This is a genomic window from Sulfitobacter sp. PR48 (genome assembly GCF_028807335.1).
GTDB lineage: Bacteria > Pseudomonadota > Alphaproteobacteria > Rhodobacterales > Rhodobacteraceae > Sulfitobacter.
On sequence record NZ_JARAMM010000011.1, the window covers coordinates 134,944 to 148,427 of the forward strand.

Genomic DNA, 13,484 nt, shown 5'->3' on the forward strand with positions numbered 1-13,484 from the left:
CTTTCGGCAATTGCCAAGGGCTCGCTCTATTCTTCGTTATATCTGTAGCCGATCCCATAAAGCGTCTCAATCGCCGAGAATTCGTCGTCAGCGGTCCGCATCTTCTTGCGCAGGCGCTTGATATGGCTGTCGATGGTCCGGTCATCGACATAGACCTGATCGTCATAGGCCACATCCATCAGCTGATCGCGGGATTTCACGAAACCGGGGCGTTGGGCCAAAGCCTGCAGCAGCAGGAACTCGGTCACGGTCAGGGACACTTCCTTGCCCTTCCAGCTGACCGCATGCCGCAGCGGGTCCATGCGCAGATCGCCGCGTTCCATCACCTTTGTCTCTTCGGTATCGCCGACCTCGCCGGTCTCCACCGCATCCTGACGGCGCAACAGGGCGCGAATGCGCTCAACCAGAAGACGCTGCGAAAAGGGTTTCTTGACGTAGTCGTCCGCGCCCATCCGAAGGCCCAGAACCTCGTCAATCTCGTCATCCTTGGAGGTCAGGAAGATGACCGGCATCGCCGTTTTCTGGCGCAGCCGCTGCAGCAGGTCCATGCCGTCCATGCGCGGCATCTTTATGTCAAGAACTGCCATATCCGGCAGTTTCTTGTTGAAGGCGTCAAGTGCCGCCTGCCCGTCATTATAGGTTTCCACTTCGAAACCTTCGGCTTCCAGAGTCATCGAGACGGACGTCAGGATGTTCCTGTCGTCGTCAACCAATGCAATTTTAGACATTGCCCGCTTCCTTCTTATGCTGCTCAACATTCGTTTTTGATTTTTGATTTATAGAACCCCGAATGTGGCCACCGAATCAATCTCTAACTACGAATCACCGCGCTTCCACCCATAATTCGGCCACAATTTGGTTAGGAATGGCTAAATTGCCGCACTTTTTCATGGACATCAGCCGGCCTGCCCGTCCCGGACACCGCCTGCCCGGAACCTCTTTGAGCACCCTTTCCGCCAAAGTTTGCCATGATGGCGCTAACTGCGACAAACCTGCCTGTTCTTATCTTGAAACCTCGTGTTAAGAGGCGCTGCATGACCCTAGATGGTCGCAGGCTGACTGCCTGAGCAACCTTGATTTGCGCAATTTCCGCGCGCCTGCAGGAGAAAATACATGACATTTGGACGGGTAAACCCGCAGTTCCGCCTTGAGGATCAACAGATCGCGGGGCTGGGCAATGTCTATTACAACCTGATGGAACCAGCTCTGATCGAGACCGCGGTGAAACGTGGTGAAGGCACGCTTGGCAATGGCGGCTCATTCCTGGTGACCACCGGCAAGTTCACAGGCCGGTCCCCCAAGGACAAGCATGTGGTCAAGACCGACAGCGTCGTCGACACGATCTGGTGGGAAAACAACGCCGCCATGTCGCCCGAAGGTTTCGATGCGCTTTATGATGACATGATTGCCCACATGCAGGGCAAGGATTACTTCGTGCAGGATCTGGTCGGCGGCGCCGATCCCCGCCACGCGATCAACGTCCGCATGGTCACCGAACTGGCCTGGCATGGCCTGTTCATCCGCACCATGCTGCGGCGTCCGGACCGCGCGGACCTGGACGATTTCACCGCCGATTTCACAGTGATCAACTGCCCGACCTTCCAGGCCGACCCAAAGAAACATGATTGCCGTTCCGAAACGGTGATCGCGATGAACTTTGACCGCAAGCTGATCCTGATCGGCGGCACCGAATACGCGGGCGAGAACAAGAAATCCGTCTTTACCCTGCTCAACTATCTGCTGCCGGAAAAGAACATCATGCCGATGCATTGTTCCGCCAACCACGCCACCGGCAACCCGGTGGACACGGCGGTCTTCTTTGGCCTGTCCGGCACCGGCAAGACGACCCTGTCCGCCGATCCCCAGCGCACGCTGATCGGCGATGACGAACACGGCTGGTCAGACAACGGCACCTTCAACTTCGAAGGGGGCTGCTATGCCAAGACGATCAACCTGTCTCCGGAGGCAGAGCCGGAAATCTATGCCACCACCACCAAATTCGGCACAGTGATCGAGAACATGGTCTATGACGAAGAGACCAAGGAACTGGATTTCGAAGATGACAGCCTGACAGCCAACATGCGCTGCGCCTATCCGCTGCATTATATCTCCAATGCCAGCAAGAAGGCCCTGGGCGGCCATCCGAAAAACATCATCATGCTGACCTGCGATGCCTTTGGTGTCCTGCCCCCCATCGCACGGTTGACCCCCGCGCAGGCGATGTACCACTTCCTGTCCGGCTTCACCTCCAAGGTCGCCGGCACCGAACGTGGCGTGACCGAGCCGGAGCCCACATTCTCCACCTGTTTCGGCGCGCCCTTCATGCCGCGACGCCCCGAAGTCTATGGCAACCTGCTGCGCGAGAAGATCGCCCAGCACGGCGCGACCTGCTGGCTGGTGAACACCGGCTGGACCGGCGGCGCCTATGGCACCGGCAGCCGGATGCCGATCAGGGCCACCCGGAACCTGCTGACCGCTGCTCTGGACGGTTCGCTGGCGGATGTGAAATATCGCAAAGACCCCAACTTTGGCTTCGAAGTCCCCGTATCGGTCGACGGTGTGCCGGATATCCTGCTGGACCCGCGCCGCACCTGGGACAACCCGGAGAGCTATGATCGTCAGGCGGTCAAGCTTGTCACGATGTTCTCGGAAAACTTCGGCCAATACATGGCGCATATCGATGACGACGTGAAAGCAGCCGCCATCGGCTAAGGGCCGCACTCTGGTTTCGCATCACCCCGACCCAGGGGCAACACGGAACCAGCTTCGCGCCCTGAAGCGATCGCTAAAAAAAATCGCCCTCGCAGCAGTTGCGAGGGCGTTTTTGATTTGGCAACAACGTTTCCGACAAGAACCATGGCTTGGATACTGGCGCGTCTGTCCGGTTCAGGCCACCAGTTCTTCGACCGGGATATCCAGCATGAAGCGGGCGTCCTCACGGCTGAGGTAAACCATGAAGGCCTCCAAAAGCTGTTCACGGCCATGGACAGCCCATTTCAGCGCGCCGGGTTCGGTATGCATATAGCCCACACGCTCGGAGAACCCTTTGAAGGCCACGGCACGCAACATGAAGCCGAATATCCAGTCGGGATCCCAGCGGTTGACCGCTTCGAGGATGCCCGCACGCGTCAGCACGCTGGACAGACCGGTGCCGCGATACAGGCCGTCGTCCGGGGCCATCCAGACCTCACCATGGTAAACGGCATCGCCGTTGATCCGATGGGCACCGGGTGAAGCCCGATACCGCGACCGGCCCAGATCGACACCGGGAATGGGTGGCGGGAATTTCTGATAATTCCGCATCAGATAGGTGCTGAGCGCGACATCCTGAAGACTGATTGTCTTGAACGCCTGGGTATGGATCAATTCGCCAAACTGGTTGCGACCGATCAGCCAGAAACCCGTTTCCGCACCGAGATCGTGGTAATCAGGGTTGAATGGATCGCCAAGCTTTTGCGCGGGACGCTCTTCCTCGACTACGGTCTTATAAATCTCAAAGTCGCTGCCGACTGTGATCTCTATTTTGCTGGCCCCCAGAATGTTTCCGCTTGTCGCAATGAAGGGCGCCGCATTGCTTGGGAATTGTACAGTCATGACTTTTGGTCTCCTTAGCCGCCTGACCACAGGTTACGCCAAGAAGTAGAAAAACACCCGTAAATTGAATCGAATTTGTCAAAATTAAGGCAGCAACTCGTTCAAGTCATGGAAATCTCCTCGAATTTTGCCTCATTTTTGTCGAATTCCTGCATCCCAATATCCACCAAACCGGCCAGTTTTTCGGGCTCAAGGTTGCGAATCAGGACCTTCGGAGTAGGCACAACAAGGGTCATGACCGCCGGTGATCCGTCAGGGAAAAAGCCTGCCATCATAAGGCGTTGATATGCGATTGGCACCCAACCTTCACCGTCCGGACGGGGCATTCGGGTGAATACATGATCCAGCCGGGCAAGCTGCGTTGCCTGCACATCGTGAAACGCCTGATTGAGCATATGGCCGAATTCTTCGCCTGCAGGCAGCAAGGCAATGGGTCGGCCGATGCTCGAACGGGCATAATCCAGCCCAAACCATCCCACATAGGCCGACCGTTCACCAAATTCGACACAGAGCCATTCTGTCCCTGATTCGCGGTACACGAGAAGATAGGGCCGGACATGGGCCAGATTATCGCTCTCAATCTGGCCGCAGGACATGGACCACGCCCGAAAGGTTTCACGCAGCAGGAGGGACGAGTCATCCCATATCAGGCCGATCGGTTTCTGCTCCTGGTAGAAATCCCATTCGCCGACATGGGCCTGTAGAAACTGAAGGTTCCCATGCGACGAGGACGCGCCGCGCAGCCATGTCTTGCCCCGCGCAAGGACATCCTTTGCACCGGCAAGGCTTGCCTCGCCTTTCTCACTCAGCTGATAACGCCGGTCATCCACGACAAACAATGGCGCACCCAGCTCCGCCTCAAGCGAGGCAATGTGTCGGCGCAATGTCTGCCTTGTGCTGCCCAACTCCTTAACAGCATGGCTCAGGTTCAAAGTTCGGGCAAGCGTGACAAAAGACCGGATCATCTCGAAAAGCAGTGCAGGCGGCGCGCTTTCGATATCATTCGGTGTTACGTCGATGTCGGTCATGGGTTTATTCATCAACGAAAATCGTAAACCAATCACCCATTAATGCAACAAATATCACCCATCTACATCACATTCGTGATCAGAAAATAACAGAATCTACGCAATTGAACGAAATGGGGAAACTCGCGATTAAAGTGTATGTTCAACCAGAGGTTTGAAGTTATGACCCATCCTGTAGACGCCCATGTGGGCAAAAAACTTAAGCAAATTCGGACTCTGCGCCGCCTTTCACAGACTGATGTAGCACGAAAGCTCCAACTCTCGTTTCAGCAAATTCAGAAATACGAGATCGGTTCAAACCGGGTTGCCGCCAGCCGTCTTTTCGAACTGTCGCAAATCCTGGATGTTCCGCCGTCCTACTTCTTTGAGGGGCTGCACGACAATGCGAACACCGCCCCCAATGCTGACCCGAGCATGGAAATCGTCTCTGCGCTGGCCTCCATCAAGGACGATGCCGTGAAAACCCGGATCGTCACCTTTATCGAAGACGTTTCCGGCGTCACGGTTGCACGTCAGGTGTAAGATGGCTGCAGGGCTCCCCTGCAGCTGTCCCAAGATTTCATTATAAATCAGGCCCGTTTGGGCATCATCCTTTGCCAAGCGCCCGCTGTTTCGACACGTGGTTGTTCTGAAAGCAGCCGGGCGCCAACCCGGCGGCGAAACCCAATCTCAACATTGATTTGGCCGCCGTGACGGCCAAAGATAGGGTAGCCGCCTGTCAACGCTCGTTTTTTGCCTGGTGTCATGCAGGAAAGAAACAATCGGCTGCGCAATTTTAGAACAAATTTCCGCAGCGAAACGTATCTTTGTTGTGCTGCGACTGCGAAGAGGCTAAGTGGTCACCCAGCAGAAAAGGGATGATATACATGGCACATGATGGTCAGGACCTGACGAAACTGAATGCACCTGTGATACTGGACGACCTGCTGGCTCTTACCGCAGCAGCGGTTGGCCCGGTTGATACCATCCTTGAAAAGGCCAAGGTCAGCCTGCGCGCGATGGTCAGCGCCGATGGCCGGGTGTCGGCCGATCTGATCGAACAGAATCAGACCGCAGCCCATGGCCTTGCCTGGCTGGCCACCTACGCCCAATCCCTGCGCCAGATGCAGAAATGGGCCGAAGCGCTGGAATCGAACGGAAAGTTCGGCGAGATCGAGCAGCTGATCCACCAGATCGCATTTGGCGAATATCTCTGGCAGATCTATGGCGGCATCCAGATGAACCAGGGCGAAATCCTGCGTCTGCAGGACCTGGGCCTGTCGCAGGATGACATGCGGGGCCTGATGGAACCCGCGATCATGACGCTGACCCAGGGCGGCAACACGCAGGCCGCGCGGGTTCGTCTTGTCGCACTCATGCAAGAGCAATCCGCAAACATCACCATGGGGGCCACCGGCCTCGATGACGAGTTGGAGATGATTCGCGAGCAATTCCGCCGCTATGCGGTCGAAAAAGTCGAACCATTTGCCCATGACTGGCACCTCAAGGACGAACTGATCCCGATGGAGGTGATCACCGAACTGGCCGAAATGGGTGTCTTTGGCCTGACCATCCCCGAGGAATACGGCGGCTTTGGTCTGTCCAAGGCCTCGATGTGCGTGGTCTCGGAGGAACTTTCGCGCGGATATATCGGTGTTGGCTCCCTTGGCACCCGGTCTGAAATCGCGGCGGAACTGATCATCGCGGGCGGCACGGATGCGCAGAAAGAGAAATGGCTGCCGCGCATCGCCTCTGCAGAAACCCTGCCCACGGCGGTGTTTACCGAGCCGAACACGGGTTCCGACCTCGGCAGCCTGCGCACACGCGCGGTCAAGGACGGCGACGACTACAAGATCACCGGCAACAAGACCTGGATCACACATGCCGCGCGCACCCATGTGATGACCCTGCTCGCCCGGACAGACCCTGACACCACCGACTACCGCGGCCTGTCGATGTTCCTTGCCGAAAAGACCCCCGGCGATGATGCCAACCCCTTCCCCACCGAAGGCATGACCGGCGGTGAGATCGAAGTCCTGGGCTATCGCGGCATGAAGGAATACGAACTGGGCTTTGACGGTTTCCACGTCAAAGGGGAAAACCTGCTGGGCGGCGAAGAGGGCAAAGGCTTCAAACAACTGATGGAGACGTTTGAATCCGCGCGCATCCAGACAGCGGCCCGCGCCATCGGCGTGGCGCAATCGGCAATGGATATCTCCATGCAATATGCGCAGGACCGCAAGCAATTCGGCAAGGCGCTGATCAACTTCCCGCGTGTGGCATCGAAACTGGCCATGATGGCGGTCGAGATCATGATTGCACGGCAACTGACCTATTTCTCTGCCTTTGAAAAGGACGAGGGGCGCCGCTGCGATGTTGAAGCCGGGATGGCCAAGCTGCTGGGCGCACGGGTCGCCTGGGCCGCCGCCGACAACGGGCTGCAGATCCACGGCGGCAATGGCTTTGCCCTGGAATACAAGATCAGCCGCGTGTTGTGTGATGCCCGCATCCTGAACATCTTTGAAGGGGCCGCCGAAATCCAGGCGCAGGTCATCGCGCGGCGGTTGCTTGGCTAGGTAGAAAACCTCGGCCTTGCCTCTCCCAGGCGCGGGTGCAAACCCCGCGCCAGCCAGGCCGCCCACAACATCCCGCCCCCGCAGACCGCAAACAGACCTGCGATCGGCATGCTCAACAGAACCAGACCCGCCACCGCAGGTGTCACGATGCCCGAGGCATCGCGGTAGCTGGAATAAACCGCCGACATTTCCGTCCTCTCCGACGGTTTCACCGCCATCAGGAACGGCAGCGAGCCGCAGACATCCAGCATGATCAGCAGCACGGATGCGATATAGAGGCTCGCCACCGCCATCCAGGGCGACGCCGTCAACATCCATCCCCCGATGAAAAAGGCACCCCCCACGGCGAAGGCCCCGCTGACGGCGTTGCGCACGCCGACCCGGCGCACCACCACCATCAGCAGCGGTGCCGCGAACAATGTCATGTTCGAGGCCGACAGCGCCGCCGCTCCCACCGCATTGCCCAACCCGTTTTCGACGCAATAGATCGGCAGATATACGACATAGACCCACCAGCCGCAGGACCGGATCACCGCAAACAGCCAGCCCGCCACCAGCCGGGGTTGATGCACAAAGCGACCGAGGTAGGCCAGCGGCTGCGGCGCCTGCGACCGCGCGCGGGTGATCTGTTTGCCATTGCCCATCCGCAGCCGCCAGAACATCGCCATCTGCACCAGGGCAAACAGCCCCGCGACAATGAAGGGTGCCGGTGTCCACCAGTTCAGCAACCAGACCCCGGTGATCGGCCCCACAACCCAACTTGGCCCGCTGAACAGCAACCGCATTGATTCAGACCGCGCCAGGTTGGTCCGCGCCACGTAATCAAGCACATAGGCATTCAGACAGACCGCACAGGTCACCGTCCCGAGGCTGAGCACACCCAGCGCCAGCGCACTGAGCACCGGCACCTGGGTCAGGGCCAGGGCAACACCCAGAAGATAGAAGGCCGTTCCCGCAGTATACATCCAGCGCCGCATCAGGAGCGCCGCCAGCGATGGAACCATCAGCCCGAACAGCAGCGACACGATCCCGACGCCAAGGTAAATCCAGCTCACAAGGCTGGCATCCGGATAGGCACGGTATATCACCAGGGGCATCACCGACATCAGCATCCCGCGCACCCCCGCCTCCAGCCCTGCAAGAATCGCAAAATCGCGGACCTGTGGAAGGTGCAAATGGGTAAGCGGCAATGGCGCGCGTGGACTGATCATGCCTGTTTCTTGATCACATGGCATCCGGCCCGTCGCAGCATTACGCGACAATTCGCGTGTCGGAAACATTGCTTCGCGTGATGGCTTGCGCTGACCGTGGCCCGGCCCTATCCACTGGCACATGAATACAACGCGGCTCAATTCGGACAGGTGGATCGCGGCGGGGTTCGACGCCCTGCGGCAGGCGGGCCCGCAGGCGCTTGCCGCCGAGCCCCTGGCCCGCAGGCTGGGCACGACCAAAGGGTCATTTTACTGGCATTTCAAGGATGTGCCCGCCTATCACGCGGAACTGCTCGCTCGCTGGCAGACAGATGCGCTGGCGCAATTGGCGGATTTGCGACAGCAGGACGGTGCCGCCAACCGCAGGCTGCGCGACTTTGGCCTTGGGATGCTGGCCGACCCCACCGAGCCCTCCCTGCGGGTCTGGGCGCAAAGCATGCCCGACGTGGCCCGCGCCCTCGCCCGGATCGACGCGGAAAGGCTGTCCCATCTGGAGGACCTGCTGCGCCAGCTGGGCCTGGGCAACCCCGACTTTGCCCGCGCGCTGCTGGCCTCCCTGATCGGCCTGCCTCAGGTCCCGGCATCCGGTGACGAGACCTCTGCGGCAGCTTTTGAAATCCTTGTCGATACCGTATTGGCACTCGAATGATGAAAATCCATCTGCCGCTTCTGGCGCTGTTTGCCCTCGCGGCCTGCGACAGCGACGAAACCCTGCGTGGCCATGGTGCCGCTGACAAGGAATGGCGCCTGGTCGAATTGCAGGACGCCGCCTTTGCCGCCACCGCCACACTCACTTTCCCTGAAAAGGGCGTGGTCAGGGGTCAGGGCCCCTGTAACGGTTTTTCGACCACCAATACCGTGCCCTACCCGTGGTTCGATGCAGGCCCGATCCTCGCCACGCGACGCGCCTGCCCGGACCTTGCCGCCGAAAGCGCCTATTTCACCCTGCTGGAGGCCGCCACTCTGTCAGAGGTGCTGGGTGACACGCTGACATTGTCGGATGACAGCGGCGTGTTGCTGACGTTCAAAGCCGCCGACTGAAGGCTTCGACGAAACGCGCCCGCGCTTCGGGCAGGGGCTTGTCGCCAAGATCCCGTGCCAGATGAGCCTCCAGAAAATATCCGGTGGTGCGAAAGGCCGCGGCAATCTCAATGTCCTCTGCGTCACCCTGCCCGCGCAGCACATCCGGCAGCGGCAACAGCCGCTCGGCCCAGTCGCCGGCCCCTTTCGCTGACACCGCCCGCCCGGATTTGGGGGACACATACACCAGTTTCTCCGTGGTCCCCGTCACCGCGCAGGACGACAGATCAAGCCCATAGCCCATCTCCTCAAGCAGCCCCAGCTCCCATTGCAGATAGGCCAGCGGCCAGATCTCATTCTGCCCCAGCAGATCAAGCAGTCGCTCCGTCCGGTGATAAAGCCCCGGATGCGCCTCACGCTCCGGCAGGCAAAAGGACAGGATCGCGGTAACCGCATTCAACCCGGCCAGCGCCAGCCGGTCCGACATCACCAGGGCAGCCCGGCTGCGCAGCGGTTCGACGGTAAAGGCTCCGATATGGTCTTCCAGCCGCGCGCGCCAGGCCACGTCAAGCTGCGCACCGGGCTGCAGGTGCGGCGCGATCTTGCGGCTGGTGCCGCCGCGCACCACACCCAGATGCCGCCCCTGTGCCGCAGTGAACATTTCGATGATGGCGGATGTCTCCCCGTGGCGCCGCACCCCAAGCAATATGCCCTGACCGCGCCATTCCATCAGGCCAGGCCTATCTCATCCAGCAGGTGCCGCCCCTGACGGTCCTCGACCTCTATCACCCATAGATCGGGGTCAAAACCCCGCTGCCGCGCCACCGTGTCATCCACCTCGCGCTCGGCACCGCTGCTCAGCTCGACCCAGCGACGCTCCCCGGTCATCAGGTCGAATGACCGCTGGAACAACACGGCATTGCCATCCAGCGTCGCAAGCTTGACCAGCACCGCACCGCCGGTGTCATCGCCATGCGCAACCACAAAGGCCGGGATATCGCTCAGCCGCAACCGCGCCAGATAGGCGTCGACCCAGAATCGTGCGGTCAGACGGGGCACGCCATCCCCCGCTTCATTGTTCCAAAAATACACTCTTCCGGCGCAACATCCCGGCCGGGCTCACCCGTTGCCATCTTTGAAATCCAGACCCATTTCGGTATAGCGCTCCGCCTCGTCCAGCCAGTTCGCCCGAACCTTGACCTGCAGGAACAGGTGAATGCGCCTGCCCAGGAATTCCTCCAGCTCTTCCCGCGCGGCCTTGCTGACCTGTTTGATGGTCTCGCCCTTGTTGCCCAGGACAATGCCCTTGTGGCCGTCGCGAATGACATAAATCAGCTGATCGATCCGGGCGGAACCATCCTTGCGCTCTTCCCAGTTCTCCGTCTCAACCGTCAATTGATAGGGCAATTCCTGATGCAGCCGCAGGGTCAGTTTCTCGCGGGTCATCTCAGCGGCGATCATGCGCAGCGGCAGGTCCGCGATCTGATCCTCGGGGTACAGCCAGGGCCCCTGCGGAACTTCACCCGCAAGCCATTGCCGCAGGGCGTCCACGCCATGTCCCCGCTCGGCAGAGATCATGAAGGTCTCCGTAAAGTCGTAGCGGGCGTTCAGGTCCTTGCTGAGACCCAGCAGAACCGGCGCCTCCACCCGGTCGATCTTGTTGATCGCCAGAGCCACCTTGCGGCCCTCGCCGATATCGCCCAGGCCTTCGAGAATGCGTTCGACCCCTTCGGTAACCCCGCGATGGGCCTCGACCAGCAGGACAACCACATCGGCATCCGCGGCCCCGCCCCATGCGGCGGCCACCATCGCACGGTCCAGCCGGCGGCGCGGCTGGAACAACCCCGGCGTATCCACAAAGACGATCTGGGCCTCCCCTTCCATCGCCACCCCCCGGATCCGGGCCCGGGTGGTCTGCACCTTATGGGTGACGATGGAGACTTTCGCCCCCACCATGCGGTTGAGCAGGGTGGATTTACCCGCGTTGGGTTCTCCGATCAGGGCAACGAATCCGGCACGGGTGGTCATGTGTTGTTCTCCAGCTGCCTGAGCAGCGTGCTTGCAGCTTCCTGTTCGGCTGCGCGTTTCGACGGGGCGGTTGCCCGTGCCTGTTTGCCGTTTTCCAATCGCGCCTCGATGGTAAAGACCGGGGCATGATCGGGGCCGCTGCGGTTGGTCTGGACATATTGCGGCGGCGCCAGCTTGCGCGCTTGCGCCCATTCCTGCAAGGCCGTCTTGGCATCGCGGGCATCCTCCTCGACAGTGTCGATCCGTGCGCCCCAAAGCCGCAGAACCAGCGCCTTGGCCACGTCAAAGCCACCATCCAGGTAGACGGCGGCAATCACCGCCTCGATCGCATCCCCCAAAAGCGCCAGCTTGCGCCGGCCACCGGAGATCATTTCGGACCGGCCGAGCTTCAGAACCTTTCCCAGATCAATCTCGCGCGCCACATCCGCGCAGGTTTCCTTGCGGACCAGGGCGTTGAAACGCGGGGCCAGTTGCCCCTCCGTTGCCCCGGTATCCAGCGCCAGCAGCGCCTCTGCCATGACCAGCCCCAGAACCCGGTCGCCCAGGAACTCCAGACGCTGGTTGTCGTCCCGGTTGGCCGAAGACATCGAGGCATGGGTCACCGCGCGGACCAGAAGAGCTGGATCGGCAAACTGGTGGCCGATGCGCTCTTCGAAGGCCTTGAGGTCCGCGCTCAGTTTCATTTCACCGCTTTGAAGAACCGGTCGCCGCGCCAGGTCCAGAAAAACAGCATCGACCGGCCGGCAGAGCTGAACATGATACGATCCGCCCGGCCGATCAGGTTTTCAAAAGGCACGAAACCAACGCCGCCCGCCTGCTGCGCCAGACGGCTGTCGGCAGAATTGTCGCGGTTGTCACCCATGAAGAAATAATGCCCTTCGGGCACGTTATATATCCCGGTGTGGTCCGACTGCTGATCGCCGATGTTCAGGATCGCGTGGGACACGCCATTCGGCAGGGTCTCGATCTGGCGGCTCTTGATGCAGGTGCCGCCCTCGCCCACGGGTCCATTCTCGCACCGGGGGCGCAAACCCTGCGGGCCCTGCGCGGTCATCTCTTCCTCAAAGACCCCTGCATCTTTCAGCGCCACGGGTTCGCCGTTGATGTGCAGCACACCCGCCTTGACCTGAACCGTATCGCCGGGAAGGCCGATCAGCCGCTTGATATAGTCGCGGCCCGAAACCGGGTGGCGGAAGACAACCACATCGCCGCGTTCGGGCTCGCTCCCGAACAGGCGTGTGTTCTCGCCGTCAAAGACACCGCAGATGTCCTTGGCATCCACCTCGATGCCAAAGCGGGGCAGCATCAGGCTGGGACAGGAGGCATAGGAATAGCCATAGGCCATCTTGTTCACAAAAAGAAAATCACCGATCAGCAATGTTTCCTTCATCGAACCGGAGGGAATCCAGAACGGCTGAAAGAACAATGTTCGGAACACGCCTGCGATCAACAGTGCATAGACGATTGTTTTGACGGTTTCGACAAAGGCGTTGCCTGTCTTTTCCTTCTCGGCCATTCGGCGCTTTCCTTTATGCTCGGGCTTGAGGGTACATGCGCAGGGACAGCGCTACTGTCAAGGGAGGGTGCGCCCGGGTGAGCGGAAGCGGCACGCCGCAGGTCAGGAGAGCGGGCGCGCTTCGATCACGACAAAGGCCTGCGCCCAGGGATGATCATCTGTCAGGGTCACATGGATGATCGCTTCATGGCCCGGCGGGGTCATCTCTTTCAGGCGTTCCGCCGCCCAGCCGGTCACCGCCATCACCGGCTGGCCGGTTGCAAGGTTGCTGACGGCCATGTCGCGCCAGCTGATCCCCATGCGCAACCCGGTGCCCAGCGCCTTGGAACAAGCCTCTTTCGCGGCCCAGCGTTTGGCATAGGTTCCGGCCACATCCTTGCGACGTTCGGCCTTTCGTTGCTCGACTTCGGTAAAGACCCGGTTTCGAAATCTGTCACCAAAACGGTCAAGCGTGGCCTGAATGCGTTCGATATTTGCCAGGTCGGTGCCGATGCCCAGGATCATGAGGAAACCTTTCGCACAGAGGTCACGC

At 60.0% G+C, this 13,484-nt stretch carries 15 protein-coding genes; 5 read left to right on the forward strand and 10 right to left on the reverse strand.

Features of this window, described 5'->3' with window-relative positions; translation table 11 throughout:
* Positions 1-26: 26 nt before the first annotated feature.
* The gene (locus tag PVW51_RS15780) at positions 27-728 is read right to left on the reverse strand and encodes a response regulator transcription factor (RefSeq protein WP_269367341.1); all 702 of its coding nucleotides are present in this window, start codon (positions 726-728) and stop codon (positions 27-29) included.
* 385 nt (positions 729-1,113) lie between these two features.
* Between PVW51_RS15780 and PVW51_RS15785 the strand changes: the two genes are divergently transcribed.
* Positions 1,114-2,712 carry a phosphoenolpyruvate carboxykinase gene (locus PVW51_RS15785; protein WP_114273650.1) on the forward strand — a complete coding sequence of 533 codons (1,599 nt, stop codon included), beginning with the start codon at positions 1,114-1,116 and terminating at the stop codon, positions 2,710-2,712.
* 174 nt (positions 2,713-2,886) lie between these two features.
* Here PVW51_RS15785 and PVW51_RS15790 read toward each other — a convergent pair whose 3' ends face one another.
* A complete protein-coding gene (locus PVW51_RS15790) occupies positions 2,887-3,594 on the reverse strand; it encodes a hypothetical protein (RefSeq protein ID WP_269367340.1) in 708 nt (235 codons plus the stop codon).
* Positions 3,595-3,695: 101 nt separating this feature from the next.
* Positions 3,696-4,622 (reverse strand): helix-turn-helix domain-containing protein, encoded by a 927-nt coding sequence (locus tag PVW51_RS15795; protein ID WP_274575993.1) that lies wholly within the window; start codon positions 4,620-4,622, stop codon positions 3,696-3,698.
* A gap of 162 nt (positions 4,623-4,784) precedes the next feature.
* Here PVW51_RS15795 and PVW51_RS15800 point away from each other — a divergent pair, with 162 nt between their 5' ends.
* Together PVW51_RS15800 and PVW51_RS15805 are read left to right on the forward strand one after the other, a co-directional pair.
* A complete protein-coding gene (locus tag PVW51_RS15800) occupies positions 4,785-5,144 on the forward strand; it encodes a helix-turn-helix domain-containing protein (protein WP_269367353.1) in 360 nt (119 codons plus the stop codon).
* Positions 5,145-5,488: 344 nt separating this feature from the next.
* Entirely contained in the window at positions 5,489-7,177 is a 1,689-nt protein-coding gene (locus PVW51_RS15805; protein ID WP_269367338.1) for an acyl-CoA dehydrogenase family protein, read from the forward strand.
* Here the strand turns inward: PVW51_RS15805 and PVW51_RS15810 are convergent.
* Complete coding sequence (locus tag PVW51_RS15810; protein WP_269367337.1) at positions 7,174-8,388, reverse strand: MFS transporter; 1,215 nt, start codon at positions 8,386-8,388, stop codon at positions 7,174-7,176. The genes PVW51_RS15805 and PVW51_RS15810 overlap by 4 nt on opposite strands.
* Positions 8,389-8,509: 121 nt before the next feature.
* On the opposite strand from PVW51_RS15810, the gene PVW51_RS15815 reads away from it, so the two are divergent.
* A complete protein-coding gene (locus PVW51_RS15815) occupies positions 8,510-9,037 on the forward strand; it encodes a TetR/AcrR family transcriptional regulator (RefSeq protein ID WP_114273654.1) in 528 nt (175 codons plus the stop codon).
* A complete protein-coding gene (locus PVW51_RS15820; protein WP_114274399.1) occupies positions 9,037-9,429 on the forward strand; it encodes an META domain-containing protein in 393 nt (130 codons plus the stop codon). Before PVW51_RS15815 ends, PVW51_RS15820 begins: the two co-directional genes overlap by 1 nt.
* Here the strand turns inward: PVW51_RS15820 and recO are convergent.
* From recO to acpS, 6 genes are all read right to left on the reverse strand, one after another.
* Positions 9,413-10,138, reverse strand: coding sequence for a DNA repair protein RecO (gene recO / locus PVW51_RS15825; protein WP_269367335.1), 726 nt, complete (start codon positions 10,136-10,138; stop codon positions 9,413-9,415). The genes PVW51_RS15820 and recO overlap by 17 nt on opposite strands.
* On the reverse strand, positions 10,138-10,467 hold the full coding sequence (locus tag PVW51_RS15830; protein ID WP_274575994.1) for a DUF1491 family protein: 330 nt from the start codon (positions 10,465-10,467) through the stop codon (positions 10,138-10,140). The genes recO and PVW51_RS15830 overlap by 1 nt, the downstream gene beginning before the upstream one ends.
* 60 nt (positions 10,468-10,527) lie before the next feature.
* On the reverse strand, positions 10,528-11,436 hold the full coding sequence (era, locus tag PVW51_RS15835) for a GTPase Era (protein ID WP_274575995.1): 909 nt from the start codon (positions 11,434-11,436) through the stop codon (positions 10,528-10,530).
* Positions 11,433-12,119, reverse strand: coding sequence for a ribonuclease III (rnc, locus tag PVW51_RS15840; protein ID WP_269367332.1), 687 nt, complete (start codon positions 12,117-12,119; stop codon positions 11,433-11,435). The genes era and rnc overlap by 4 nt, the downstream gene beginning before the upstream one ends.
* The gene (gene lepB / locus PVW51_RS15845) at positions 12,116-12,952 is read right to left on the reverse strand and encodes a signal peptidase I (RefSeq protein ID WP_114273658.1); all 837 of its coding nucleotides are present in this window, start codon (positions 12,950-12,952) and stop codon (positions 12,116-12,118) included. The genes rnc and lepB overlap by 4 nt, the downstream gene beginning before the upstream one ends.
* Before the next feature lie 102 nt (positions 12,953-13,054).
* Entirely contained in the window at positions 13,055-13,456 is a 402-nt protein-coding gene (gene acpS / locus PVW51_RS15850; protein ID WP_274575996.1) for a holo-ACP synthase, read from the reverse strand.
* Positions 13,457-13,484: the final 28 nt, after the last annotated feature.

Bases quoted from the DNA above. Each gene is read 5' to 3' on its own strand.
- PVW51_RS15780 (WP_269367341.1), bottom strand. From the start codon at position 728: ATGTCTAAAATTGCATTGGTTGACGACGACAGGAACATCCTGACGTCC.
- PVW51_RS15805 (WP_269367338.1), top strand. From the start codon at position 5,489: ATGGCACATGATGGTCAGGACCTGACGAAACTGAATGCACCTGTGATA.
- rnc (WP_269367332.1), bottom strand. From the start codon at position 12,119: ATGAAACTGAGCGCGGACCTCAAGGCCTTCGAAGAGCGCATCGGCCAC.
- PVW51_RS15785 (WP_114273650.1), top strand. From the start codon at position 1,114: ATGACATTTGGACGGGTAAACCCGCAGTTCCGCCTTGAGGATCAACAG.
- PVW51_RS15820 (WP_114274399.1), top strand. From the start codon at position 9,037: ATGAAAATCCATCTGCCGCTTCTGGCGCTGTTTGCCCTCGCGGCCTGC.
- PVW51_RS15810 (WP_269367337.1), bottom strand. From the start codon at position 8,388: ATGATCAGTCCACGCGCGCCATTGCCGCTTACCCATTTGCACCTTCCA.
- PVW51_RS15795 (WP_274575993.1), bottom strand. From the start codon at position 4,622: ATGACCGACATCGACGTAACACCGAATGATATCGAAAGCGCGCCGCCT.
- PVW51_RS15800 (WP_269367353.1), top strand. From the start codon at position 4,785: ATGACCCATCCTGTAGACGCCCATGTGGGCAAAAAACTTAAGCAAATT.
- era (WP_274575995.1), bottom strand. From the start codon at position 11,436: ATGACCACCCGTGCCGGATTCGTTGCCCTGATCGGAGAACCCAACGCG.
- recO (WP_269367335.1), bottom strand. From the start codon at position 10,138: ATGGAATGGCGCGGTCAGGGCATATTGCTTGGGGTGCGGCGCCACGGG.
- PVW51_RS15815 (WP_114273654.1), top strand. From the start codon at position 8,510: ATGAATACAACGCGGCTCAATTCGGACAGGTGGATCGCGGCGGGGTTC.
- acpS (WP_274575996.1), bottom strand. From the start codon at position 13,456: ATGATCCTGGGCATCGGCACCGACCTGGCAAATATCGAACGCATTCAG.
- lepB (WP_114273658.1), bottom strand. From the start codon at position 12,952: ATGGCCGAGAAGGAAAAGACAGGCAACGCCTTTGTCGAAACCGTCAAA.
- PVW51_RS15790 (WP_269367340.1), bottom strand. From the start codon at position 3,594: ATGACTGTACAATTCCCAAGCAATGCGGCGCCCTTCATTGCGACAAGC.